General features: G+C 60.0%; 18 protein-coding genes and 1 riboswitch. Of the genes, 7 read left to right on the forward strand and 11 right to left on the reverse strand.

Annotated features, from left to right (window positions below; genetic code table 11):
- Nucleotides 1-16: 16 nt before the first annotated feature.
- The 5 genes from VE23_RS04760 to VE23_RS04780 all read right to left on the reverse strand — a co-directional run bounded on the left by VE23_RS04760 (nt 17) and on the right by VE23_RS04780 (nt 9,966).
- The gene (locus VE23_RS04760; protein ID WP_049867448.1) at nt 17-1,720 is read right to left on the reverse strand and encodes a long-chain-fatty-acid--CoA ligase; all 1,704 of its coding nucleotides are present in this window, start codon (nt 1,718-1,720) and stop codon (nt 17-19) included.
- 25 nt (nt 1,721-1,745) lie between these two features.
- On the reverse strand, nt 1,746-3,530 hold the full coding sequence (locus VE23_RS04765; RefSeq protein WP_084781300.1) for an acyl-CoA dehydrogenase family protein: 1,785 nt from the start codon (nt 3,528-3,530) through the stop codon (nt 1,746-1,748).
- A gap of 146 nt (nt 3,531-3,676) precedes the next feature.
- The gene (locus VE23_RS04770) at nt 3,677-4,861 is read right to left on the reverse strand and encodes an acetyl-CoA C-acyltransferase (protein ID WP_048744135.1); all 1,185 of its coding nucleotides are present in this window, start codon (nt 4,859-4,861) and stop codon (nt 3,677-3,679) included.
- Between the two features lie 276 nt (nt 4,862-5,137).
- Nucleotides 5,138-7,537, reverse strand: coding sequence for a 3-hydroxyacyl-CoA dehydrogenase/enoyl-CoA hydratase family protein (locus VE23_RS04775; protein WP_049867449.1), 2,400 nt, complete (start codon nt 7,535-7,537; stop codon nt 5,138-5,140).
- A gap of 158 nt (nt 7,538-7,695) precedes the next feature.
- Entirely contained in the window at nt 7,696-9,966 is a 2,271-nt protein-coding gene (locus VE23_RS04780; RefSeq protein WP_049867450.1) for a (Fe-S)-binding protein, read from the reverse strand.
- A 343-nt stretch (nt 9,967-10,309) separates the two neighbouring features.
- Between VE23_RS04780 and VE23_RS04785 the strand changes: the two genes are divergently transcribed.
- The 4 genes from VE23_RS04785 (at nt 10,310) to VE23_RS04800 (ending at nt 13,646) form a co-directional block, all read left to right on the forward strand.
- Nucleotides 10,310-10,894, forward strand: coding sequence for a TetR/AcrR family transcriptional regulator (locus tag VE23_RS04785; protein WP_049867452.1), 585 nt, complete (start codon nt 10,310-10,312; stop codon nt 10,892-10,894).
- Between the two features lie 33 nt (nt 10,895-10,927).
- Nucleotides 10,928-11,695, forward strand: coding sequence for an electron transfer flavoprotein subunit beta/FixA family protein (locus VE23_RS04790; RefSeq protein ID WP_048744081.1), 768 nt, complete (start codon nt 10,928-10,930; stop codon nt 11,693-11,695).
- 35 nt (nt 11,696-11,730) lie between these two features.
- Nucleotides 11,731-12,702 carry an electron transfer flavoprotein subunit alpha/FixB family protein gene (locus tag VE23_RS04795; RefSeq protein WP_049867453.1) on the forward strand — a complete coding sequence of 324 codons (972 nt, stop codon included), beginning with the start codon at nt 11,731-11,733 and terminating at the stop codon, nt 12,700-12,702.
- Nucleotides 12,703-12,782: 80 nt separating this feature from the next.
- Nucleotides 12,783-13,646 carry an SDR family oxidoreductase gene (locus VE23_RS04800; protein WP_048744085.1) on the forward strand — a complete coding sequence of 288 codons (864 nt, stop codon included), beginning with the start codon at nt 12,783-12,785 and terminating at the stop codon, nt 13,644-13,646.
- A 114-nt stretch (nt 13,647-13,760) separates the two neighbouring features.
- On the opposite strand, the gene mnmH is transcribed toward VE23_RS04800, so the two are convergent.
- Both mnmH and selD read right to left on the reverse strand, forming a co-directional pair.
- On the reverse strand, nt 13,761-14,804 hold the full coding sequence (gene mnmH, locus VE23_RS04805; RefSeq protein ID WP_049867455.1) for a tRNA 2-selenouridine(34) synthase MnmH: 1,044 nt from the start codon (nt 14,802-14,804) through the stop codon (nt 13,761-13,763).
- 11 nt (nt 14,805-14,815) lie between these two features.
- Complete coding sequence (selD, locus tag VE23_RS04810; RefSeq protein ID WP_049867456.1) at nt 14,816-15,865, reverse strand: selenide, water dikinase SelD; 1,050 nt, start codon at nt 15,863-15,865, stop codon at nt 14,816-14,818.
- 182 nt (nt 15,866-16,047) lie between these two features.
- Between selD and VE23_RS04815 the strand changes: the two genes are divergently transcribed.
- Nucleotides 16,048-17,118, forward strand: a complete 1,071-nt coding sequence (locus VE23_RS04815; protein ID WP_049867457.1) for a permease — start codon at nt 16,048-16,050, stop codon at nt 17,116-17,118.
- A gap of 58 nt (nt 17,119-17,176) precedes the next feature.
- Here VE23_RS04815 and VE23_RS04820 read toward each other — a convergent pair whose 3' ends face one another.
- Nucleotides 17,177-18,526, reverse strand: coding sequence for a PDZ domain-containing protein (locus tag VE23_RS04820; protein WP_049867458.1), 1,350 nt, complete (start codon nt 18,524-18,526; stop codon nt 17,177-17,179).
- Between the two features lie 203 nt (nt 18,527-18,729).
- On the opposite strand from VE23_RS04820, the gene glsA reads away from it, so the two are divergent.
- Nucleotides 18,730-19,671 carry a glutaminase A gene (gene glsA, locus VE23_RS04825; RefSeq protein ID WP_021880768.1) on the forward strand — a complete coding sequence of 314 codons (942 nt, stop codon included), beginning with the start codon at nt 18,730-18,732 and terminating at the stop codon, nt 19,669-19,671.
- Here the strand turns inward: glsA and VE23_RS04830 are convergent.
- Both VE23_RS04830 and VE23_RS04835 read right to left on the reverse strand, forming a co-directional pair.
- Nucleotides 19,668-20,765, reverse strand: coding sequence for a sensor histidine kinase (locus VE23_RS04830; RefSeq protein WP_049867459.1), 1,098 nt, complete (start codon nt 20,763-20,765; stop codon nt 19,668-19,670). The two genes, glsA and VE23_RS04830, sit on opposite strands and share 4 nt — an antisense overlap.
- A 108-nt stretch (nt 20,766-20,873) precedes the next feature.
- Nucleotides 20,874-21,560 carry a Na-translocating system protein MpsC family protein gene (locus tag VE23_RS04835; protein ID WP_021880766.1) on the reverse strand — a complete coding sequence of 229 codons (687 nt, stop codon included), beginning with the start codon at nt 21,558-21,560 and terminating at the stop codon, nt 20,874-20,876.
- 290 nt (nt 21,561-21,850) lie between these two features.
- Nucleotides 21,851-21,950: riboswitch (purine riboswitch) on the forward strand.
- 48 nt (nt 21,951-21,998) lie between these two features.
- Between VE23_RS04835 and VE23_RS04840 the strand changes: the two genes are divergently transcribed.
- Nucleotides 21,999-23,462, forward strand: a complete 1,464-nt coding sequence (locus tag VE23_RS04840; RefSeq protein ID WP_049867460.1) for an NAD(P)/FAD-dependent oxidoreductase — start codon at nt 21,999-22,001, stop codon at nt 23,460-23,462.
- A gap of 68 nt (nt 23,463-23,530) precedes the next feature.
- On the opposite strand, the gene VE23_RS27615 is transcribed toward VE23_RS04840, so the two are convergent.
- Nucleotides 23,531-24,574 carry a globin-coupled sensor protein gene (locus VE23_RS27615; RefSeq protein WP_049867461.1) on the reverse strand — a complete coding sequence of 348 codons (1,044 nt, stop codon included), beginning with the start codon at nt 24,572-24,574 and terminating at the stop codon, nt 23,531-23,533.
- Nucleotides 24,575-24,594: the final 20 nt, after the last annotated feature.

The following is a 24,594-nucleotide window of genomic DNA, read 5'->3' on the forward strand; positions in this document are numbered from 1 at the left end:
CCTTTCAGACGGCGCTTCAGTCCTTTGCCGTTTTCTCCTTCTCCTTCTCCTTCTCCTGCTCTTCCTCGATCAGCTTGCGCCGAAGCACCTTGCCTACGAGCGTCTTGGGCAGCGCCGCGCGGAATTCGTACGCCTTGGGCACTTTGTAGGCGGCAAGCCTTTCCTTGCAAAACGCCTTCAACGCCTGAGGATCCTCCTTCGCTCCGCTTCTGAGCACGATATAGGCCTTCACCGTCTCTCCCCGGTAAGGGTCGTTGATGCCGGCGACGATCGCCTCCTCGACGTCGGGATGCTCGAAGAGCACCTCCTCCACCTCTCGGGGATAGATATTATACCCTCCCGCGATGATGAGATCCTTGCGCCGGTCCAAGATGAAGAAATAGCCGTCCGCGTCCATCCGGCCGAGATCGCCCGTATAGAGCCAGCCGTTCCTGATCGTGACCGCCGTATCCTCGGGACGGTTCCAATAGCCGGACATCACCTGCGGCCCGCGGACGATCAGCTCTCCGATCTCGCCGGGCTCGACATCCTCCCCGGTGTCGGGATGGACGATCTTGGCTTCCGTATCGGGGAATGGAATGCCGATGGAGCCCGGCTTGCGTTTCTCCCAAATATTGTTAGCATGCGTGACCGGCGACGCCTCCGTAAGGCCGTACCCTTCGATCAGCTTGCCTCCCGTGAGCTGCTCGAATCTCTCCTGCACCTCGAGCGGCAGCGAGGCTGCCCCGCTGATGCAGGCTTTGATCGAGGAAAGATCATAATTCCTGATATCGGGATAATTGATGACGGCAATGTACATCGTCGGCGCGCCTGGAAAGACAGTAGCTTTTTTTTTGGCAATCGCTCGGAGCACCTGCTTGATCTCGAACCTCGGGAGCAGGTCAAGCGTCGATCCGTTCAGGATGCCCAGGTTGAGCAGGACGGTCATGCCGAAGACGTGGAAAAAGGGCAGCGCGGCGAGATAGCGCTCTTCCGGGCCGCCGGCCCTGTAGTTCCACAGCTTGGACTGGATCGTATTGGCGATCAGATTGCGATGGGTCAGCATGACGCCCTTGGCGAATCCCGTCGTACCGCCCGTATACTGAATCAGAGCCAAATCGTTGCGCGCGTCGATCGGCACTCCGGCCGGCTTGGGCTCCGCTTGCTTCAGCAGCTTGCGGAACGAAATCAGCTCCTCGCCGTCATAGTCGATCGAAGGAATCGGCGTGCCGTCCTTCCTGGCCTTGATCGGATAGAGGAGATTTTTCGGAAAGGACAGATAATCCGCTACGGAAGTGACGATAATCCGCTCCATCGGCTGTTTGGCCATCGATTGCTTCACGCGGCCGACGAGCTGATCCAAGGTGACGATGATTTTCGCCCCGCTGTCCGTCAGCTGATGCTCCAGCTCCCGAGGCATATAGAGCGGATTCGTCATGACGACGATGCCTCCCGCGAGCAGCGCGCCATAATAGGCGATGACGGCCTGAGGGCAGTTGGGAAGCATGACCGCGACCCGGTCTCCCTTGCGGAGACCGAGCCCGTTCATGGCGTTCGCGAAGCGGTACGTTTGATCCAACAGATTCTCGTAGGAGATGCGGGCGCCCATGAATTCCAGCGCGGTGCGCTTTGGATGCTTGCGGGCGGTCTGGACCAGGAATTCCGCCAGGTTCTGGTCCGGATAGTCGTAGGTCGGCGGTACTTCGGCGGGATAATGGCTGAGCCATGGCCGGTTTGACATGCCGTTCACCCCATTTCCTGCCCGATTAAGGAACGTAGCGCTCCGCTTCGATGACGCGCGAAGCAATGCGGCGCTTCAGCTGCACCGTATTGGCCGGATTCGACTTCGTCAGCTTTTTCAGCACGGACAGCTGCGTGCGAAGCGTATCCCCGGATTCCATGGCGGCGAGCGTTTCCTTTGCAAGCTCCGCGATGCGGGCGAACTCCTCCTGCACGAAGACGGTCGTCATGTCGACGCCGAGCTGAGCCTTTGCTCCGCCCTGGAGCGAAATGCGCTTTTGGGTGCGGAGGACGGCGCTTTCCATCGCGAAGATCGAGATCATGATGTCGGCCAGGTTGCTCAGTATTTCCTGCTCCTGATCCAGCTTCATCTGGTACTTCTGGACGGCTCCGGCGCCGGCCATCAGGAAGATTTTCTTGGCGTTGGAGAGCAGATGAGCTTCCAGCTCCAGCGTGCCCTCGAACTTCTCGCCGAGCGAGGAGCGCATTTCCAGCAGCTCGCCCTGCAGCTTCATCGCTTTCTGCATGAGAGGCAGCTCGCCCTTCATCGCGCGCTTGATGAGCGTGCCGGGTATGAGCAGCCGGTTGATTTCATTCGTCCCCTCGAAGATGCGGTTGATGCGGGAATCGCGGTAGATGCGCTCGACGCGGTATTCCTGGGTGAAGCCGTAGCCGCCGTGGATCTGCACGCCTTCGTCGGCGACGAAGTCGAGGCCTTCGGATGCGAACACCTTGTTGATGGAGCATTCCAGCTGGTATTCCGCGATCGCCTTGGCCGACTGATAGCCGACGTCGGCAGCGGAATAGTCCACGTCGGCGAGCCCGACGTCGAACAGCCCGGCCGTGCGGTAGACCATCGACTCCATGACGTACGTGCGGATGTTCATGTCGGCCAGCTTCTTCGCCACGAGCGGGAAGCTGCTGATCGGGCGGCCGAACTGGGCGCGTTCATTCGCGTATTTGGCCGAGTATTCGATGGCGTCCTTGGAGGAGCCTACGCAGCCGACGGCGAGCTTGTAGCGGCCGATGTTGAGGATGTTGAAGGCGATCAGATGGCCCTTGCCGACTTCCCACAGCAGGTTTTCGGCCGGCACCTTGACGTCTTCCAGAATGAGCGGACAGGTCGAGGAGCCTTTGATTCCCATTTTCTTCTCTTCCGGACCGATGCTCACCCCTTCCATCGAACGCTCGACGATGAACGTGCTGAAGTCCTTGCCGTCCACCTTGGCGTACACGATGAACACGTCGGCGAAGCCGGCGTTCGTAATGAACTGCTTCGTGCCGTTCAGCACGTAATGCTTGCCGTCCTCGTCCAGGACGGCCGTCGCTTTGGCGCCGAGAGCGTCGGAGCCGGAGGACGGCTCCGTCAGGCAGTAAGCCGCGATCAGCTCGCCGGTCGAGAGCTTGGGCAGGTACTTCTGCTTCTGCTCTTCATTGCCGAAATAGACGATCGGCAGCGTGCCGATGCCGACATGCGCGCCGGCGGAAAGGGCGAATGCCGACGCCTTCGTCATTTTCTCGCTGATCAGCGTGGAGCTTACCTTGTCGAGGCCGAGACCGCCGTAGGCTTCCGGCACATCGGCTCCCAGCAGGCCAAGCTCTCCGGCCTTGCGCAGCTTTTCGACCGTCAGCTCATAATTGAGCTTCTCGATCGCCTCGTCGACAGGCGCGATCTCGCCCGCGACGAAATCCTCCGTCGTCTCGGCGATCATGCGCTGCTCTTCGGTCAATTCTTCCGGGATGACAATGCTGCTCGCGTCGATATCCTCGATAATGAAGCTTCCGCCCAGCACTTTGCTTTTGGTCGTCATGATAATCGCTCCTTGGAATGGGTTGGATTGATGAGCCATGCTGCCCTCGGATTTCCCCGCCGCAGATACGGCCGCCAGCGGAATTCTGCTCCGCCTCGGCCGGCTGGACGCCCCGGTGCAGCATCCCTTGCCTGCACTCTACCTGCTCAAGCGGGATGGACTTCGAAGACGCCTGCCGCTCCCATGCCGCCGCCGATGCACATCGACACGACGCCGTAGCCGCCCCCTCTGCGGCGCAGCTCGTTGATCAGCGAGACGCTGATCTTGGTGCCGGTGCAGCCGAGCGGATGGCCCAGCGCGATCGCGCCGCCGTTGACATTGACCTTCTCCTCGTCGATGCCGAGCTCCCGGATGATATGGAGGCACTGGGAGGCGAACGCTTCATTGATTTCATAGAGATCGACCTGCTCCTGGGAAATGCCGGCTCGCTTCAGCGCCTTTGGAATCGCCTCGACCGGGCCTACGCCCATGATCTCCGGCTCGACGCCCGCAAGGGCGAACGAACGGAACGTAGCCAGCGGCTTCAGGCCGAGCTCGTCGGCTTTCTCGCGGCTCATGATGACGACCGCAGCCGCTCCGTCGCTGATCTGCGAGGAGTTGCCCGCCGTCACCGAGCCGTTCAGCTTGAACGCAGGGCGCAGCTTGCCGAGCGTATCCGGCGTCGTATCGACGCGGACGCCTTCATCGGTGTTGAAGACGAACTTCTCGGTTTTCACCTTGCCGCTGTCTTCCATGGACTTGAGCTCCGCTTCGAACGGGACGATCTCATCGGCGAACTTGCCTGCGGCGATGGCTGCAGCCGCCTTCTCATGGGAGCGGGCAGCGAAGATGTCCTGGTCCTCGCGGCTGACGCCGAACTTCTCCGCGACGCGCTCGGCCGTATGCCCCATCCCGATATAGACTTCCGGGTATTCATCGACGATTTTCGGATTCGGGGAAATTTTGAAGCCGGTCATCGGAACGTGGCTCATGCTCTCCACCCCCCCGGCGATCATCACATCCGCGTTGCCGGTCATGATGCGCTCCGCCGCGAAGGCGATCGATTGCAGGCCGGAGGAGCAGAACCGGTTGACGGTCAGCGCCGGAACCGTCACCGGGAAGCCTGCATACAGCGACATGATGCGGGCGAAGTTGAGCCCCTGCTCCCCTTCGGGCATCGCGCAGCCGATGATGATATCCTCCACATCTTCTTTCTTGAGCCCCGGCGCCCGCGAGACCACTTCCTGCAGCACGATTTTGCCGAGGTCGTCCGCGCGGGTTTGGCGAAGGCTTCCTTTCTTGCCTTTGCCGATCGCCGTCCGGGCCATGGATACGATTACCGCTTCTCTCATGACTTCACGCTCCTTTAATGGTTCGCGTTTTGTGAGCAGCCGCTCCGGAAATAAAAGGCCCTTCCGATTGCTCTTGCCCCCGGATTCTTTGATTCCGCATAAATGCGGAAATCCGGCTGCAAGTGCTACCGCTCCGCTTCTCCAGGGCACTTTCATTTCCTGCGCTCTCTGCACAGCCGTCCCAAATTCCTCCGGAATCCTGAGTCATCACATTGCTCTTGAACCCGGACTGCTTTGATTCCACACGAATGTGTCGTTCCTGTGCCGAGCGATATCCTAGTTCCGCAAAGCCTTGCCTTTGGCGAGCATATGCTGCATGCGGGCCTGGGTCTTCGGCTCGCCTGTCAGGCTGAGGAAGGCTTCGCGCTCCAGATCGAGCAGATACTGCTCCGATACGAGCGTGCCGGCCGGCAAGTCGCCGCCGCTCAGCACATGCGCCAGCTTCTTGGCGATGAGAAGGTCGTGGTCGCTGATGTAGCCGCCTTCCTTCATGCCGATCGCCGCGAGCTGCAGAGCGGCTTTGCCTTCGGCGCCGGCGATGCGGATCTTCTCTTCCGGAGGCAGCGTGTAGCCGTCCGCAGCCATTTGCAGGACAGCCTGCTTCGCTTCGTAGATCAGATGGTCGGCGTTCGGCAGGATGCGGTCGTTCGTGCGGAGGTAGCCGAGCCGCTTGGCATCATGCCCGCTCGAGGAGACCTTCGCCGAGCCGACCGTCTCGAACACCTGGCCGAGCAGAGGCAGCAGGTCCGCTTCCGGATGCCCGGCCTGCTTGCTGACGCGCAAGGCGAATTCCTTGCAGCCGCCGCCGGCGGGGATGAGGCCGACGCCGACTTCCACGAGGCCGTAATAAGTCTCAGCCGCGGCGATGACTTGGTCCGCCGGCATGCAGGCTTCGACGCCGCCGCCCAGCGTCATCCGGTGGGGAGCCGCGACGACCGGCTTCTCCAGCCGCTTCAGCTTATACATGCTCTGCTGGAACAGGTTGATGATCTCGTCGACTTCATCCCATTCCTCGTCCTGCGCTTCCATGAGCAGCAGCATCAGATTCGCGCCGACGCAGAAGTTGCGTCCCTGATTCGCCAGAACGAGACCGCTCCAGTTGCGCCGGACTTCCTCCGCGCTCTGCTGGATCATCGTCAGGATATCGTCGCCGATGGCGTTGTTCGGGGAATGGAATTCCAGGCAGACGACGCCGTCGCCGATATCGATCAGGCTGGCGCCTGCATTGGATTTGACGACCTTGTTCTGCTCCTTGAGCGAGCGCAGGTCGATCTCTTGAACAGGGGCTTCCACTTCCTTATACTGGCTGCCGCTCACATAGAAGCGCTTGCCGTTGTCTTTCTTGTAGAAGCTCGTATGGCCGGCATCGATCCATTCCTTGACCCATGCCGGAACGGCGAGGCCTTCCTTCTCCATCCGCTGCACCGATTTCGCCAGCCCGATGGCATCCCACGTCTCGAACGGCCCCAGCTCCCAGTTGAAGCCCCATTTCATCGCTTCGTCGATCTCCTGGATGGAGTCGGCGATCTCCCCGACCTTGTCGGCGGAATAGACCAGAACCTGCTTCAAAATATTCCAGGCCAGCTCCGAATACTTGTCTCCGGCGCCGAGGAGAGCCTTCGTCTTTTCACGGGCGCCTTTGACGCTCTTGGCCGCTTCCAGGGAGCCGGAAGCCGCCTTCCTCTGCGGCGTATACTCCAGCGTGCCGAGATCGATCGACAGAATCTCGCTCTTGCCGCCTTCTCCTTTGCGCTTCAAATAAAAGCCTTGGCCGGATTTCTCGCCCAGCCAGCCGCGCTCGACGAGCTGCGTCAGGGCGGCCGGAGGCGTGAAGTCTTTGCGCTCGGCCTCGTTGTCCACATTCAGGCGGACGTTGTCCGCGACATGGATGAACGTATCGAGGCCGACGAGATCCAGCGTGCGGAAGGTGGCGCTCTTCGGGCGTCCCATAGCCGGACCGGTGACCGCATCCACTTCCTCGACGGTGAAGCCGCCCTTCTCCATTTCCTGCAGCGACACGAGCAGACCGTACGTCCCGATTCTATTTGCAATGAAGTTCGGGGTGTCCTTGGCGATGACGACGCCTTTGCCGAGGACGGTTTCTGTAAATGCCTTCATCTCGTTCACAAGCTCCGCATCCGTTCCGTCCGCCGGAACGATTTCCAGCAGTTTCATGTAACGGGGCGGATTGAAGAAATGGGTGCCCATGAACGACCTGCGGAACGGCTCGCTGCGCCCTTCCGCCATCGCGTTGATGGAGATGCCGGAAGTGTTGGAGCTGACAATCGTTCCCGGCTTCCAGTGCTGCTCGATGCGGTCGAGCAGGCTGCGCTTCGCGTCCAGATTCTCGACGATGACCTCGATGATCCAGTCGGCATCCGCGATCTTGTGGAGATCGTCCTCCAGGTTGCCCGGCGTGATGCGGCCCGCGAAGGCCGGATCGTAGAGAGGCGCCGGATTCGTCTTCTTCAGCTTGGCGATGGCGCTTGCGGCCAGCCTGCTGCGGACAGCCGGATGCTCGGCCGTCAGGCCTTTCTTCTCTTCCTCGGGGGTGAGCTGCTTGGGCACGATGTCCAGGAGCAGCGTCGGAATGCCTACGTTGGCCAGATGGGCGGCAATGCCGGAACCCATAATGCCGGAGCCGATGACGGCGGCTTTGCGGATCGAAATGCTCATCGTTGCTTGCCTCCTTGATTAAGGTTTTTACGGCTTTCAAGAACAATGCTTTTCCCGTGTCGGATGCTCTCTTCCTCTTCATGGCCGATCGAAGAAGGACGGTCCGCTAACTAAGGTGCGCGTACCCTTATGCTGCCGGCTCTGGCTGCCTCCATGCGTTATACGGCCATCCCTTCGCTGCCGGCCGGAGCGCTGCCTGCGCGTCCGAATACGGCTTCCTCGAGAATCTCGGCGATGTCGCGAGCCTTCACCTTGTCATCGACTTCCTTCAGTTTCGTGCCGTCCTCCAGCATCGTCAGACAGTACGGACACGCGCTGCTGATCAGCGTCGGATTCACTTCGAGCGCCTGCTCGGTGCGCGCCAGGTTGACGCGCTTGCCTGCCGTCTCCTCCATCCACATCATGCCGCCGCCCGCTCCGCAGCACATGCCGTTCTCCCGGCTGCGCGCCATCTCCACCAGCTCCACGCCGGGAATGGCACGGAGCACATCGCGCGGCTCGTCATACACGTTGTTGTAGCGGCCCAGATAACAGGAATCATGGTAGGTGATCCGCTCGTTGACCTCATGCTTCGGCTGCAGCCTGCCTTCCTTCAGCAGCCGGTCGAACAGCTGCGTATGATGGAGCACCTCCACGCCTTCGAGACCGAAGTCCGGATACTCGTTCTTCAGCGTGTTGAACGTATGCGGGCATGCCGTCACAATCTTCGTCACTCCGTACTTCCGGAACGTCTCGATGTTCTCCATGCACAGCTGTTGGAACAGCATCTCGTTGCCCATGCGCCGCGGCGTGTCGCCGGAGTTTCTCTCCTCGTTGCCGAGAATCGCGAAGCGGATGCCGGATTCGTTCAGCAGGCGGGCGACGGCCCTCGAGATTTTGCGGCTGCGGAGATCGTAGGAGCCCATGGAGCCGACGAAGAACAGATAGTCGAACTCCGGGTTTTCCTTGACGAGCGGAACGCTGACCCCTTCCACGTCTCCGGTCCATTTCACGCGGTCGTTGCGGTTGATTCCCCAAGGGTTGCCTTGGCGCTCGATGTTCTGCATTGCGCGCTGGCCTTCATGCGGCACGCTGCCCTGCATGAGGACGAGGTGGCGGCGCAAGTCGATGATCTTGTCGACATGCTCGTTGCCGACCGGACATTGGTCCTCGCAGTTGCGGCATGTCGTGCACGCCCAGATCTCGTCCTCCGTCATGACTTCGCCGATGAGCTCGACTTCCTGCGGGCTGCGCTCCTCTTGATGCCAGGAAGCCTTCTGCCAGCCGATCGTCGGCCGGATATCCGTGATGGCGCCGCCGGGATCCCTCCATGCGACGGAGTCCGACTCTTCCGCGCCGGCCGCCACCTCCTCCGCGCTTCCTCCGGCCATCTCGAGCAGCGAGCCGGGCATTTCCGCAGAACGAGGGACAAAGGCATGCGCCTTGCCTCCCCCGGCGCTTCCTGTGCCGAAAGCGAATTCGGGAACCCAGGGAGATTTGCCGGTGACGGCCGCTCCCTTGTCGATCAAGTGGTCGCGAAGCTTCACGATCATGTGCATCGGAGAGAGCGCCTTGCCGGTATTGGATGCCGGGCACACATTCGTGCAGCGGCCGCATTCCACGCAGGCATAGAAATCGAGCATCTGCTTCTGGTTGAACTCCTCGATCTTGCCGACGCCGAACGATTCCGCTTCCTCGTCCTCCAGATCGATCTTGCTCAGCCTTCCGGCCGGCTCCTGCTTGCGCAGATAGATGTTGACCGGCGCGGTGAGGATATGGAAGTGCTTCGACTGAGGCACGTACACGAGAAACGCGAGCAGGATGGCCAGATGCGCCCACCAGGAAACCATGAACAGCACATGCGCGGCTCCGGCTCCGATTCCTTGCATGCCTTCGGCCATCACGGAGGTGATCGGCGCGTAGCCGGAAAATGCCATGCCGAGCCAAATCCGCTCGAAAGCAAGGGAGAACAGGACGGATGCCATCAGTCCGAAGATGAAGAAGACGACGATGCTCGGCTTCCACCCTCTCTTCAGACGGGCGAGCTTCTCGCCGTAGCGGCGGTAGGCCGCATACCCCATCGCGACCAGAATGGCGAATACGGTGATTTCCTGCAGCAGGCTGAACCAGCCGTATCCGGGAACCGGCAGATGGTGCTTGCCTGCCGTCAGGCCTTTGATGATCAGGTCGAGCGCTCCGAACTGCAGAATGACGAATCCATAGAAGATGACAATATGCATGATGCCGCTGCGGATATCCTTGAGCAGCTTCGTCTGGCCGAATACTTGAGCGAGGAACTCGCCCCATCTGCCCTCTCCCTTGAGAGGCACGGCTGTCTTTTTCCCCAGCATCATATAGAGCCAGCGGTGGTACACCGCCCTGTAGAACAGATAGACTCCGCAGCCCGTCAGAGCCAAAAACAAGATGAGATTGATCAGCTGTCCTGCCATTGCGGCTCACCCTCTCTGCAAATTCCTTTCGCCGGCCGTTCGCCGGGCATTCTTAGATGAAGCGCTTACAAGGCCGGTTCAAAAAAATCTTAGTGGTATCCCGCCTGTCATGCTGTCCGGCGCGGCTGCATACGTCTCCAAATCCTCCGCTACACTACTAAGAAATAAGAAGGAAGATATCCCGCCTCTTCCTCTCCGATCCCAAGCATGTTCCGCCTTCTGGAAGGCGGTTAGCGTCCAAGTTCCGGATAAATCGTTGACAATCCGTGTGATATCCCCTAAGATGAAGAAAATGAATGAGCATTCATTCACCATACGTAAATACTACCACCGAGGTGCCATCATGACAAGTAGGAAGCCGGAAAAATATTATCAGATCCTGGAAGCCGCCCAAAAAGTCATTGCCGAAAACGGGTTCCACGGCTCGCAGGTGTCGAAAATCGCCAAGGAGGCCGGAGTCGCCGACGGTACGATCTATTTATATTTCAAGAAGAAGGAAGATATCCTGATCTCCTTGTTCGAGGAAAGGCTCGGGGATCTGGTCGGACGGTTCAAAGCCCGGCTGGAGGATACGGCGACTGCCGGCGAAGCTCTGCGCGCCATCTGCGAGATCCACTACTCCGTCCTGGAGCAGAACATCAATCTCGCATACGTGACCCAGATCGAGCTGAGGCAGAGCTCGCTGGAGCTGCGCAAGGCGATCGGCCTGACCGTACGGCCTTACATCCAGCTCATTGAGCAGATTCTGGAAAAAGGGGTGAGAGAAGGAGCGTTCCGGGACAATCTCGACGTCAAGCTGACCCGGCATCTTATATTCGGAGCGATGGATGAGGCGGTTTCCTCCTGGCTCATATCCGGGCAGAAGTTCTCCCTGACCGCCCAAGTCGACAAAACCGTGGAATTTTTCCTGCATGGCCTAAAAAGATAAAACCTATTCAACCATTCGAGGAGGAGAATCGAGATGAACATTTTCTGCCTGCTGAAGCAAACCTTTGATACGGAAGAACGGATCGTGATCCAGGACGGCCAGGTTTCGGACGACGGCGTCAAATATGTCATCAACCCTTACGATGAATATGCGGTCGAGGAAGCGCTCCAGCTCCGGGAAAAGCACGGCGGAACGGTTACCGTCGTCTCTGTCGGCCCCGCCCGGGCAGCGGAAGCGCTCCGCTCGGCGCTGGCGATGGGAGCCGATGAGGCGGTGCTGATCTCCGACGAGCGCATCCAATCCGACGAAGCGGGCATCGCCTCCTTGCTCCAGGCTTATATCTCCAAGCAGCCCTTCGACGTCATCCTCGGAGGCAACTTCTCCGTCGATACCGGCGGCGGCCAAGTCGCGGTCCGGCTTGCGGCGGGTCTCGGCATTCCCCACGCCGCTTCCATCACGAGTCTTGACATCGACGGTACGGCTGCCAGCGTCAAGCGGGATGCCGAAGGCGACACGGAATCCCTCGAGCTGACGCTGCCGGCGCTGTTCACCGCCCAGCAAGGCTTGAACGAGCCGCGCTACCCGTCGCTGCCGAATATCATGAAGGCGAAGAAAAAGCCGTTCCAGACGCTGTCTCTGGACGATCTCGGCGTCGACGCCGCCGCCGTCGCCCCGCTGACTAAGCGGCTTGGCCTTTCCCTGCCGCCTGAGCGCGGAGCCGGCCAGCTCATCAAGGGAACGCCGGCCGAGCAGGCCGCTCGCCTCGTCGAGCTGCTGCGCACAGAAGCCAAAGCGATCTGATCCCATCCTTTTTTCCTATCCAAGGAGGTTAAACCATGAGCCAATCCGTTCTTGTCATCGCCGAAATCCGCGGCGGAAAATTGCGCCAGGTATCGCTTGAAGCCGTCCATGCCGCCAACCAGTCCGCGGGCGGCGCTTCGGTCGACGCCGTCATCATCGGTAGCGGCATCATTCCGGTCGCCTCCGAGCTGGCCGCCTACGTGTCGGGCAAAGTCTACGCCGTCGATCATCCTGAGCTCGCGTCATACAACGCTCCGGCTTATCTGGCCGCCGTCAAAGGCCTTCTCGACGAACGGAAGCCAGGCCGCGTCTTCCTCGGCCATACTGCGGAAGGCAAGGATCTGGCGCCGCTTGTCGCCGCCCATCTTGGAGCCGGACAAATTTCCGACGTCATTGCTGTAAGCGATTCCGCGGACGGCTCTGTTTATACCCGTCCGATCTACGCGGGCAAAGCTTTCGAGGAAAAAGCCTTTTCCGGCGGCTCCGGCGTCGTCACCGTCCGGCCGAACAACCTTCCGCCAGCCGAACAGGCCGCGTCGCCGGCCGAAGTGGTCGACCGCGATTATGCTCCAGCCTCCGATCTCCGCTCGATCGTCAAGGACGTCGTGCGCAAAGCCGGCGGCAAAGTGGACCTGTCCGAGGCGAAGATCGTCATCTCCGGCGGACGCGGCGTGAAGAGCTCCGACGGCTTCAAGCCGCTCGAAGAGCTGGCCGATGTGCTCGGTGCCGCCGTCGGCGCCTCCCGCGGAGCCTGCGACGCCGGCTACTGCGACTACGCGCTGCAGATCGGCCAGACCGGCAAGGTCGTCACGCCGGAAGTGTACATCGCCTGCGGCATCAGCGGAGCCATCCAGCATTTGGCGGGCATGAGCCAGTCGCGCGTCATCATCGCGATCAACAAGGATCCGGAAGCTCCGATCTTCAAAGTCGCCGACTACGGCATCGTCGGCGACCTGTTCGAAGTCGTGCCGCTGCTGACGGAAGAGTTCCGCAAAGTGCTCGCGTAAACAGCATGAACCCGCCCGGATGATGCCATTACGGGCGGGTTTTTCGATGGATATGAATCATTCCTGAGGAGGAGCTTGTTATGGGACCGTTTCGACCCGATCTGCTCAAAGGCAAAACCGTGCTCGTGACGGGCGGCGCGACCGGACTTGGACGCGCAATGGCGGAAGGCTTCGCCCGGCATGGAGCCTCCATCGCGCTCGCGGGACGCCGCGAGGAGAAGCTGCAGGAAGCGGCTGAGGCGTTCCGCGAGGCCGGCCATGACGTGTTCGTCCAAAGCTGCGACGTCCGGGACCCGGCTTCCCTATCCGCATTGGCGGATGCTTTGGACGAGCGCTTCGGAGGCGTCGACGTGCTCGTCAACAATGCCGCAGGCAACTTCATCAGCCCGACCGAGAGGCTCTCGCCCCGCGCCGTCGACGCCGTGCTGAACATCGTGCTGCACGGAACCTTCTATGCGACGTTGGAGTTCGGCAAGCGCTGGATCGCGGCCGGCCGGGGCGGAACGATGCTGAACATCGTCACGACCTATGCCGAGACCGGCTCCGGGTTCGTGGCGCCGTCGGCCGCCGCCAAAGCCGGGGTGCTTGCTCTCACCCGCTCGCTGGCGGTGGAATGGGCGCGCTACGGCATCCGCCAGGTCGCCATCGCGCCAGGTCCGTTTCCGACGGAAGGCGCATGGGCAAGGCTGGCTCCGACACCGGAGCTGGCCGAGCGCATGGCGGACCGCATTCCGCTCAAGCGAGTGGGCGACAAGCAGGAGCTTGCCGATCTGGCCGCATTTCTCGTCTCCGATTACGCTTCTTATCTCAACGGCGAGGTGGTGACGATCGACGGCGGCGAATGGCTCCAGGGCGCCGGACAGTTCAACAGCCTGCTTGAAGTGACGCCGGAACAGTGGGACCGGCTGGCCGAGCTTACCCGCACAGGCGGCAAAGGGCAATAAAGCGTTTGCCGCCTGTGCGACCGGCAGCTTCCGTTCATGGGGGAAGCAGCTGCATACGCCAAAAAGCCCTCGCCGGGCAGAAGCTTCTGCCCGGCGAGGGCTTTTCCTGCACAATCAGACCGGAACTCCGCTTCCCGGGAGCGCCGCGATGATCGGCTCCAGGGCGGCGGCAGCCGAATCGGCCTGCACGAACCGTTCCTGTCCGCTGTCGTACCGGTCGGAGCCGTGCTCGTAGCGCGGGTCGTAATAAGCGGTCAGCAGCAGCTCCGCGGCGCGGCCGAAGTCATCGTTCCGAATGCTCTGCTCGATTTCCGCCGCGACAGGGGTATGGATTCTCGACTTGATCACGCGGAAGGCGGCCATGCATTGCTGCTTGTGCTCCTCCGGACGGTAATCCTCCAGAATATGCCGGATCCGCTCCCCGATCGGCAGCTCGACCCGGATCGGAATTCCCGTCTCCTTGGCTTCCATCAGAAACTCGGGAAGCACGCATTTGCCGATGCGGCGGCTTTCCGCCTCCATAATGACGTAGGGCGAATGCTGCAGAGCGATCAGCCGCTCAAGCAGCAGCGACTCGAACGTCTTCTGGTTGTGGGCGCGCATCCCGATCTGGCCGAATATGGAGCCGCGATGCCCCGCCATCCCCTCCAGATCCAGCACCGGATACCCGCGGCGTTCAAGCTCGGACAGAATTGCCGTCTTGCCCGTCCCCGTATTGCCGTGAAGGACATAGGCGCGCTGATTGAAGGAGAATTCCGCCAGCGTCTCGACGACCCAGCGCCGGTATTCGCGGAATCCGCCCGACAGCCGGTAAGCGTGGATGTCCATCAAGGAAAGCAGAGTCGCCGTCGTCCGGCTCCGCATGCCCCCTCTCCAGCAGAACAGGGCCTTCTTCTGGGGAATGGCCGCGAACTGCGCGATGAATGCCGGCAGCTTGGCCGAGATAATCTCGAGCCCCCGCTTCTTCGCTTCCTGGACGCTCACCTGCTTGTAGAGCGTGCCGATCTCCGCCCGCTCGCGGTCGTCGAAGAAGGGGATGTTGATGCTTCCGGGAATCGTGGATTCCTCGTATTCGGACGGGGAGCGGACGTCGATGATGACGAGCTCTCCCGAGTCCCTCTTCGCTCTCAGCTCTTGCACGGTCAAATCCTGAAACATGGAATCTCTCCTTACGATACTTCGATGATGCCGTGATGGTCGTCGACCGCTTCTCCGATGAGAGCCGCCTCAAGACCTGCGGCAAGCAGCTCGCCGAGCAGGGAATCCGCTTCTTCTCCGGCTACGGAAATGAGGAGTCCTCCCGAAGTCACCGCGTCGCACAGGATGAGGCGGTCGAGCTCGTCGAGCTCCGGGCCGAACGTGACAGCAGGCTGCACATGCGCATAGTTGTTTCTCGTGCCGCCCGGCACGAAGCCTTCTTCGGCGAGCTCGCGGGTGCGCGGCAGGACCGGAACGTCGCCGCGTCGGATATTCAGGCCGACCCGGCTCCCTTTTGCCATCTCCGAAGCATGGCCGAGCAGCCCAAAGCCGGTCACATCGGTGCAGGCATGGACGTCGTAGCCGTCCATGATTTCGGCCGCCTTGCGGTTGAGCTCCGCCATGACGGAAGTCACCTTGGCGACATCTTTTTCCGTCAGCCGGTCCTTCTTGATCGACGTCGTATAGATGCCCACCCCGATCGGCTTGGTCAGGATGAGCTTGTCGCCCGGACGGGAGCCGGCATTCGTGCGGACGCGGCCAGGATGGACGAGACCGGTGACAGCCATGCCGAACTTGGGCTCCTTGTCGTCGATGGAATGGCCTCCGACGAGCGTCGCGCCTGCTTCCGCAAGCTTGTCGGCAGCTCCGCGGAGAATATCGGCGAGGATGCTTTTGTCGAGCGTCGCGATCGGAAATGCGACGATATTGAGGGCCGTCAGCGGCTTGCCGCCCATCGCGTAAATGTCGCTGATGGCGTTGGCAGCCGCGATCTGGCCGAAGGAATACGGGTCATCGACGATCGGAGTAAAGAAATCGACCGTCTGCACGAGCGCGAGCTCGTCGCTCAGCCGGTAGACCCCTGCGTCGTCGCTTGTATCAAGCCCGACGAGCAGATCGGCGTTGGGCAGCGCCGGAGGCAGCTGCCTCAGCACTTCCGACAAGTCGGACGGTCCGATTTTGCAGCCGCAGCCGCCTTTGGTGGAGAGCGAGGTCAATTTGATCACATTGGATTCCGGCATGGTTCATCCTCCCAGATGGCTAGTACTTTACTCCCTTAAGTATACGCCAAGGCCGCGCAAAAACCAAAATGGCGCGCCGAGCTTCGCCCCTATCGCCCTAACGCTTCAAAAAAGTGAAGGAACGGATCGCGGGATATGCTATAATAATCAAGTTTTCCATTCCATCTTAGGAGGTTGTATTCATGAGTCCTTCCCAAGGAACTCTTCCGCGCCCGGCGATGAGCGGCAAAAAGGCCGTCTGGCTTGCTGTCGCATTCATCCTGATTACCGTCGCCGGCCTGACATATGTAAAATGGTGGCCCTACTACGGAAAAGCGTTGAAAGCCATCACGGAGCATACGATTGGCAGCTCGATTCTGACCGGCGGCTCTGAAAGCATTCCGTCCCCGTCGTGGCAGTCCGCGTGGGACTATGCCCAGGCTTATTATAAAGCCGTCTGGAAAGCCGCCGTGCTCGGCATCCTGCTCGGCTCCCTCGTTCAGGTGCTGATTCCGTCAGGCTGGCTGCTCCGCGTTCTCGGCGGACGCAGCTTCAAGAGCACCGCCATCGGCGGCCTGGCCTCGCTGCCCGGCATGATGTGCTCCTGCTGCGCCGCTCCGATCGCTGTCGGCCTGCGCAAAAAAAACGTTTCCGCCGGCGCCGCCCTCGCCTTCTGGCTCGGCAATCCGCTGCTGAATCCGGCGACGCTCATCTTCATGACGTTCGTGCTCACGTGGAAGTTCACGCTGCTGCGGCTGTTGTTCGGCATCGCCATCACCTTCGGGGTGAGCTACTTTGCGAACCGCTTCGTCAAGGACGCCGCCATCCCGGAAGATCAGGTGCTCACCGCCGTGCCGGCTGACGACGATCGTCCGTTCTGGCTGCGCTGGCTGCGAAGCCTCGGCCAAATGCTGCTGAACGTCGTCCCGGCTTACATCATCGCCGTTCTGCTGCTCGGCGCCGCGCGCGCCTGGCTCTTCCCGAGCCTCGGCGAAGGGACAGGCATGACCATTCTGACGCTGCTTTTGTTCGCTGTTGCAGGCACGCTGTTCGTCATTCCGACTGCAGCCGAGATTCCGATCGTGCAGGCATTCACCTCGCTCGGTTTCGGCGGCAGCGCCGCAGGCGCTCTGCTCATCACGCTGCCTGCCGTCAGCCTGCCGTCGCTCCTGATGATCCGCCGCGCGTTCCCGGCCAAAGTATTGGGGCTTGTGTTCGGGTCCGTCGTCGCCGCCGGCGTGCTCAGCGGCATCATCGGCTCCTTCTTCCTATAGCCGCATGAAAAAAAGGCCGTCTCCGAAAATAATCGGAGACGGCCTTTTTTTCATCGCTTCAATCTTTCGGATGAGCCTTCAGCCACAACAGCATGTCGTCGAGAGTGCGGACGGGAACGATCTCCAGCGAGGCGCTGCCTTTGCGGGCATCCTGCTCCTGGCCTTGCGGCACGAAGAACACATCCGCGCCTGCTCGGGCGACCGTATAGGCCTTCTGCTCGATGCCGCCGATTTCCCCGACGTTCCCATTCCCGTCCAGCGTGCCGGTGCCGGCCACCCGATTGCCGTACGTAACGCCTCCCGGAGTCAGCTGATCGATAACCGTCAAAGCCAGCATCGCCCCATGCGACGGGCCTCCTTGGTACACGATATAGGAGCGGTAGTCGGCCTTTCTCGTCAGATCCGCCCGGGTGCGGTCCTGCACCTGGATGCCGAATGCCGCGCGGCCCGGCTGCTCGGGATTCTCCTTCGTTTCGATATCCGCCGACATCTCCTGACTGCCCCGCTTGAGCCCTACACGGACCGTATCGCCCGGCTTGACGGAGCCCATGACCTTCGCCAGCATGGCCGTCGTGCCGACCTCCTTGCCGTTCAAGCGGATCAGCACATCGCCGGGCTCAAGCCGTCCTTCCGCCGGACTGTCCTTGAGCAGAGCGAGCACTTGAACCCCGGTCGGGATCACGCCCTGGCCGAGACCGAGCTTTTTGAGCGCGACAGCGGTTCCGACGTCGTTGGCGCCTGCCCGCTGGATGAACACCTGCCGTTGGATTTCTCCCAGCGAAATGCTCGTATCCCTCTTTTCAATATGCAAATGGGGGAACAGCCCGGCGTAGATCCAGTCCACCGGAAAAGCCGGACGCTCGATGACGAGAACGCCTTCCAGGCTCCCCCTGTCCGTACCTCCTTGGATATGGGCATACCGGTTCATGTTCATCGTGAATCCCGGAGTGGTGACGCCATATGAGGTCGGGTAAAAAAGAAACGCTCCGACCGCCGCCGCTGCCAAGGCGGTCGTCAACGATCTCCAGGGGAAGCCTCCCCGTCTTGCAGTCTCGCTCACAAGAGCGTCGATGAGGATGAGAGCTCCGGTAGCCGCCGCTGCCGCAGCGGCGGCTCCGAAGCGGTCCGGCCGCGTAAGAAGCAGCAGCGCCGTCAGGATGCCTCCGGCTACGGCGAGAAGATTAATGACGCCAAGCCAGCTTCTTCCCCTCTGCAGCCAGGAGGAATAAGCGCCGGCAGCCCACATGAGAGGGATGGCCGCAGCGGTCCGGGACAGGATTTGAATCAGATCCATCCAATAATAGCTGCCCAGCCGCAATGGATCCCCGATCCAGATCAGTTCTCCACAAACGGACCCAACCGCAGCGGCGATCAGGGATGCCGCGTACCAGCGGGAGCTTTTGCCCATTTCCTCGTCCTCCCCGAATGACTGCTTCTGACTTTCCCTTGTCTTCCTTCTCTACTAGGATACACAAGAGGGAGGCTTACATTCAATGCAGGCTTCCGGTCGGCCGTTTTACAGACCCGGCGAATGCCGATACAATGAAGAAGTTCGCTACCATAATGCCGGCCCGGCTTGGTGCCGGCACACCAAGGAGATCGATTCAGCCTATGGACATCGCAACCTGGAACGCCCTGCAAGCCGGCCTGCCGCAATGGCTGGACAACAGCCGCGCCCGAACGGCAGACGGCAAGACCGCTTCCTATATTCCCGAGCTCAGCAAGGCGGATCCCGATACTCTCGGCATCCATATCGCCGACATGAACGGCGGTTCCGTCTCGGCAGGCGACTGCGGGACCAGATTCACCATGCAAAGCATATCCAAGGTATTCACGCTGATCCTCGCTCTCATGGACAATGGCGAGGAGGCTGTATTCAGCAAAGTCGGCATGGAGCCGACCGGAGACAATTTCAACTCGATGCTCAAGCTCGAGCTCGTACAGCCGGGAATTCCCTTCAATCCGCTTATCAACGCCGGGGCCATCGTCATTTCTTCCTTGATCAACGGAAACAGCCCCGCCGAGAAGGCGGGGCGCATCCTGGATTTCATCTCCGGACTTGCAGGCAATCCTGATCTGGCGGTTGACGACGCCACCTATTATTCCGAATCCGCAACCGGCAACCTGAACCGGTCCATGGCGTATTTCCTGACCGACAACGGCGTTCTCCGAGGCGGAGTCGAGGAAGTTCTGGAAGTCTATTTCCGCCATTGCTCCATCTCGGTCACATGCAGCGATCTCGCGAGGATGGCCGTCATTCTGGCGAACGACGGCATCGATCCCGTCACGGGACAAGCCTTGATTCCAAGACGCTACGTGCAGATTGCCAAAACGTTCATGGTCACCTGCGGCATGTACAACGGCTCCGGACAATTCGCCATCGATGTCGGCTTGCCTGCCAAGTCCGGCGTATCCGGCGGCATTCTGGCGCTCGTGCCGGGCTTGGCGGGAATCGGGGTCATCGGTCCGGCGCTCAACCCGCATGGCAACAGCTTGGCCGGGGTTCATCTGCTGCGTTCGTTGTCCCGTGAATTCGACTGGAGCATGTTCTAGAGAATTTCCTCGCCTTCCGCTTCACCTTCCCTTACCTGGATGGTGAAGCGGATGCGGTAGCCTTCCCCGTCATGCTCGAACCACAGCTCGCCGCCCATTCCCTCGATCCGGTCCCTGACGCCGGATATGGGCTGAATGCGGCTCTCGACTTCATGGGGATGCCAGATCGTGAAGAGCAGATCGAGCATATCGTTGCCGATGCTTCGGGAATTCACATGAACACGGGCGCCGACCGTTCCCGGCTCTGCGCCGAAGGCGGCTGCCGAGAGAAGGATGATGAGCGTCTCCCGAAGCAGCTCCTCGTCCCCGACCACCCGGATCGGAAGCTCGGGATCCAGCCAGCAGCTGAGCTGCAGCTGCTGGCTGAGCCCGTCGTGAAGACCGGCGGCAAGCTCTGCCAGCAGCAAATGAAGCGAGAACGGCGTTATCCGGCGATCGACGGAACCGGCGGCCATGCGCGAGTTGGCCATCATATGCTGGATCAGTTGAATGAGATAGCCGCTGCTTCCAATAATCGTATCGACGTAGCTTCTCTGCTCGTCGGTCAATTCCGTCTCCGCCAGAAGCTCCGCCATGCCGGAAATGCCGGTCATAGGAGTGATCATCTCAAGTCCAAGTTCGTAGAGCTGATCCTTATCCTTTTCCAACCTGGCATTGGCGGAACTCATCGCTTCGAGGCGGCGCTTGTCTTCCAGGCTCTCTTCCTCGAGTCCGGATTCCTTCTGAAGGAGCCATCTGGCCGCCGCCATCTGCAGGACGGCTTTCTCCATCTCGGTGAACGCCGCTTCCCTCCGCAGCAGTCCCAGCGTCCCCGTCGATGCCTTGCCGCCGGTTCTCACCTGCAGCCCGCAGTAATGAAACCCGAGCCAGGTATCTCCTTCGGCTCCAGCTTCCGGTTCATCGACCTCCAGACCGCAGTGCAGAATCGGTTCCCCCTTATGATGCAGATGCGCGACATGCTCCTCGTTCCCTTGCCGTTCGGAAACGAAGTAGGCGTCGGCATCGATCAGCTTCGAGATTCCCGTCAACAGCGCGTCCATCGGCAAGCGGACATTTTCTTCTTCCGCCAAATGATCATGTGTTAATTCCGTCATCGCATCAACGCCCACCCCGAAAAATAATAAAAGCCAAGAATAGGCGCCTTGCCGGCACCGGTTCTTGGCTCATGAACAGCGTATCGTAATATCTGGTCATAAAGTCCGTTATTCGTTTGGAAACGTATAAACGATAATGCTTTGATCCTTGTCGAACTTCCAGTCGAGGTACAGACCGTCGGGGCTGCGGCCCACCGCACGGTTCATGTCGACTTCCGTAAGCAGCATGGATTTTTCCAGCGAGCGCTTCGCTACGCGAAGCGCCGGCTCGTAGCCGGCCCGGAGCAATTCCTTCTCCAGCTTGATCAGAATGCCGGACCGGTACACGATCAACGTCCGGGGATTCGTCCAGAACGAGTAAAGCTTGTCAGGAAGCTTCTCTGCTTCTTCCGATATCCTTCTCACCGATTCGTGTATGTACGGCTTGCCCCTGTACTTCTCCTGATGCGCTTCGAATTTGGAGCTGTCCACCAAACCGACCATGATTCCGGAGTGGTTGTCCAGGTTCCAGTCGTAATACACATCCGTAATCTCCAGATCCAGCGACTCCAGAACGAGAGCCTTGAAATCCGGCAGAAGGAGATCCATTACGAGCTGGCGCATTTCCCTGACAGCCTCGTCCTTGTTCTGCTGCAGCATGATCTTCTCGACCACGCTGACGAACTGGCGAAAATGCATGGTCACGCATACTTCATTGCTTGAAACGAAAATCGATTCCGGACCTTTGCCGAAGCGGTCTCGGAGCAATTTGCCCATTTGGCTGGTCAATTGGGACAGAGCGGCACGGTTCTCCAACCTTTAGTCATCCTTTTAGCTAGTATCAAAAACGATTTTGAACTTGGACGTCGCCATTATAGCATATAATGCCATCGATAGATAGAGATGCTTATCGACAGAATGGCCGCCGGCAAACGGGCCCTGCTTATTTTGAAACCCGCTTGAAGACCTTGTTGATTTCATCATTGTTCGTGTTTAGACCAAATAAACCTATATATAATGATATTGATAGTGAGTAATTCAATCAATTACGAATAATTTCATTCAAAATCGTTGACACATACGCGCTTCTCGGTTACCATTTCACTTGTCGCCTTACCCGGCGCGTTCGTATATCCCCGATAATAAGGTTCGGGGGTCTCTACAAGGAACCTCAAATTCCTGGCTACGAACGGGATGCTTTCGCATACCCGTTTGCAGCCGGGATTTTTTGATGAAGCCGGGAGGATGATTAGGATGGGAAAATATGATGTGATCATCGTCGGAGCCGGACCCGCAGGCATCTTTGCCAGCTACGAGCTGACGCTGCAGCATCCGGGACTGAACGTTCTGCTTGTGGACAAAGGCCATGATATTTATCGCCGCAGCTGTCCCATACTGGAAGAAAAGATTCAGCTTTGCCCGCCGGCGGCAGGCAAAAAAGACTTCGCCGGCTGTCTGCCGGCCTGCTCCATTACAGCCGGCTTCGGCGGGGCGGGCGCTTACAGCGACGGCAAATTCAACATTACGACCGAATTCGGAGGCTGGCTGACGGATTATCTCGCCCCTTCCAAAGTTCTGGAGCTGATCCGCTATGTGGACAGCATCAACCTCGAGCACGGAGCGACAGCGGCCATCACCGATCCTACGACGGATACGATCCGAAGCATCGAGCAGCGCGGCTATGCCGCCGGACTCAAGCTGCTGCGGGCGGAAGTGAGGCATCTGGGCACCGAGCAGAATCTGGACATCCTCAAGTCCATTTATGAATATTTGAAAACGCGCATCGAGATGTCGTTCAAGACCGAAGTCGAGGACATCGTCACCGAGAAACAGGATGGCGGACATCGCATTACGGGAATCGCGCTCAAAAACGGGACCACGCATGAGGCGGATCTCGTCATGATCGCTCCCGGCCGGGATGGTTCCGCCTGGCTCACGTCGGTGCTCAAGCGGCGCAGGCTCAAGATGTACAACAACCAGGTCGATGTCGGGGTCAGGGTCGAAACGTCCGATGTCGTCATGCGGGAAATCAACGAGCATCTGTACGAAGGAAAATTCGTCTTCAACACATCGGTCGGCACCCGGGTGCGCACGTTCTGCAGCAACCCTTCCGGACATGTCGTCGTCGAGAACCACAGCGGCGTCATGGCCGCCAACGGCCATTCCTACAAGGATCCGAGCCTCGGATCCCGGAATACCAACTTTGCGCTGCTCGTCTCCCATACGTTCACGGAGCCGTTCGACAAGCCGAACGAATATGCGAGGGAAATATGCAGGCGGGCCAACGATCTCTCGAGCGGCGGCGTCATCGTCCAGAAATACGGGGATATCATCCGCGGGCGCCGCTCGACGGCAAGCCGCATCTCCGAAGGGTTTCTGGAGCCGACCTTGAAGGAGGCCGTCCCCGGCGATCTCGGACTCGTGCTGCCTTACAACACGATGCGCAGCCTGATCGAGATGGTGGAAGCGCTGGAGAAAGTAACACCCGGCATTGCTTCAGAACACACGCTGTTCTACGGCGTCGAGGCGAAATTCTACTCCGCCAGGCCGAAGCTCGACGCGAAGCTTGAGACGGAAATCCGCGGCCTGTACTGCGGCGGCGACGGCGCCGGCATTACGCGCGGACTGGCTCAGGCTGGCGCCGCAGGCGTCTGGATCGCCCGCTCCATGCTGGAGCGGATCGGTACGGCATCCGCTCCGGCTGCTGCGCTGTCCTGAATTCAATCAAAAAGGCAGACCGGATTATCCGGTCTGCCTTCCTTTTGCCTATCCAATTGCTGTCGTCTTTAACCGTCCGTCTGGACTCCGTCCGTTATGGATCGCTCCGCCTCGCTTTTCAATTGCTCCAGCTCCACCGAAACGTTCTCGATGATCCGGATGAACAGAGCCAGCTCCTCGGAGCTTGCGGCTTGTTCTCCGGCAGCCTGAGTCGTGTCCCTCGACATCGCCTGCACTTTGTGAAGCACCTCGCCGATCGATTCCACCTTCTCCTGAATCAGCTCAAGCGATTCCTTGGAATGCCGGGCAAGCTTGCGCACTTCCCCCGCGACGACTTCGAAGCCTCTACCCTGCTCGCCGGCCCGCGCCGCTTCGATAGCGGCGTTGAGACCGAGGAGATGCGTCCGGTCGGAAATGTCGCCCATGAGCGCGCCCATGGATTCGATGGAGCCGATCTGTTCGCCGAGCAAGCCGAGTTCGGCGTCGGTCTGCTCCTGCGACAGCACCGTCGCTCGGGCCAGCCTGTTGACTGCTGCCGTGCTGCGGCTTACCTGCTCCATTCCCGCCGCCAGCTGGCGGATCGCTTCGCTGACGCCCGTCAGAATATGGGACTGGCTGTCCAGCACTCTCTCCAGCTTGGCCTTCTCGTCCTTTTCATAGGCTTCGAGCACAAGCTGCGAATCGAGGTTGAACATCTTCGTCAAGGAATGGAGCACCGGCGTCCACTGTCCCGGAAGCTCGGCTGCCAGGTGGGCCGCGGCGAGATCCAAATAAATCATGTAAGCGCCCAGATACCACCGGGTCGTCAGCCCGATGCGGGAATGGATCTTGCCTACCAGGAGGCGGTTGTTGAAATAGGCTTCGTCGATCTTCCCATCCGTCATCGACAGGAAGTATGTCCTTTGCGTCGCCTTCAGCCTCTCCAGCGTGCTGTGGGCTTCAATGATCGCTCTCAGCTCGGGCTTCGCCGCAATCTGCCCATACAGCGAGTCTACGAGCCTGTCCACGATGTTCTCGAATACGGCCCTGCTGCCTTGAAGCAGATCCAGGTCTTCTTGCTTCAGCCCGATGAATTGTAGCTGGGCTTCTCTTTCCGGCGCAACGGCAATCATGTCCCCATCTCCTTGCCTTG

The sequence above is a fragment of the Paenibacillus sp. D9 genome (assembly GCF_001188365.1).
In the GTDB taxonomy this organism is placed as follows: Bacteria; Bacillota; Bacilli; order Paenibacillales; family Paenibacillaceae; genus Paenibacillus_O; species Paenibacillus_O humicus.

Excerpts from the sequence above, each read along its gene's own strand:
- VE23_RS04790 (WP_048744081.1), top strand. The coding sequence starts at position 10,928 with ATGAACATTTTCTGCCTGCTGAAGCAAACCTTTGATACGGAAGAACGG.
- VE23_RS27615 (WP_049867461.1), bottom strand. The coding sequence starts at position 24,574 with ATGATTGCCGTTGCGCCGGAAAGAGAAGCCCAGCTACAATTCATCGGG.
- selD (WP_049867456.1), bottom strand. The coding sequence starts at position 15,865 with ATGCCGGAATCCAATGTGATCAAATTGACCTCGCTCTCCACCAAAGGC.
- VE23_RS04760 (WP_049867448.1), bottom strand. The coding sequence starts at position 1,720 with ATGTCAAACCGGCCATGGCTCAGCCATTATCCCGCCGAAGTACCGCCG.
- VE23_RS04840 (WP_049867460.1), top strand. The coding sequence starts at position 21,999 with ATGGGAAAATATGATGTGATCATCGTCGGAGCCGGACCCGCAGGCATC.
- VE23_RS04780 (WP_049867450.1), bottom strand. The coding sequence starts at position 9,966 with ATGGCAGGACAGCTGATCAATCTCATCTTGTTTTTGGCTCTGACGGGC.
- glsA (WP_021880768.1), top strand. The coding sequence starts at position 18,730 with ATGGACATCGCAACCTGGAACGCCCTGCAAGCCGGCCTGCCGCAATGG.
- VE23_RS04785 (WP_049867452.1), top strand. The coding sequence starts at position 10,310 with ATGACAAGTAGGAAGCCGGAAAAATATTATCAGATCCTGGAAGCCGCC.
- VE23_RS04815 (WP_049867457.1), top strand. The coding sequence starts at position 16,048 with ATGAGTCCTTCCCAAGGAACTCTTCCGCGCCCGGCGATGAGCGGCAAA.
- VE23_RS04775 (WP_049867449.1), bottom strand. The coding sequence starts at position 7,537 with ATGAGCATTTCGATCCGCAAAGCCGCCGTCATCGGCTCCGGCATTATG.
- mnmH (WP_049867455.1), bottom strand. The coding sequence starts at position 14,804 with ATGTTTCAGGATTTGACCGTGCAAGAGCTGAGAGCGAAGAGGGACTCG.
- VE23_RS04800 (WP_048744085.1), top strand. The coding sequence starts at position 12,783 with ATGGGACCGTTTCGACCCGATCTGCTCAAAGGCAAAACCGTGCTCGTG.
- VE23_RS04830 (WP_049867459.1), bottom strand. The coding sequence starts at position 20,765 with ATGACGGAATTAACACATGATCATTTGGCGGAAGAAGAAAATGTCCGC.
- VE23_RS04795 (WP_049867453.1), top strand. The coding sequence starts at position 11,731 with ATGAGCCAATCCGTTCTTGTCATCGCCGAAATCCGCGGCGGAAAATTG.
- VE23_RS04820 (WP_049867458.1), bottom strand. The coding sequence starts at position 18,526 with ATGGGCAAAAGCTCCCGCTGGTACGCGGCATCCCTGATCGCCGCTGCG.
- VE23_RS04770 (WP_048744135.1), bottom strand. The coding sequence starts at position 4,861 with ATGAGAGAAGCGGTAATCGTATCCATGGCCCGGACGGCGATCGGCAAA.
- VE23_RS04765 (WP_084781300.1), bottom strand. The coding sequence starts at position 3,530 with ATGACGACCAAAAGCAAAGTGCTGGGCGGAAGCTTCATTATCGAGGAT.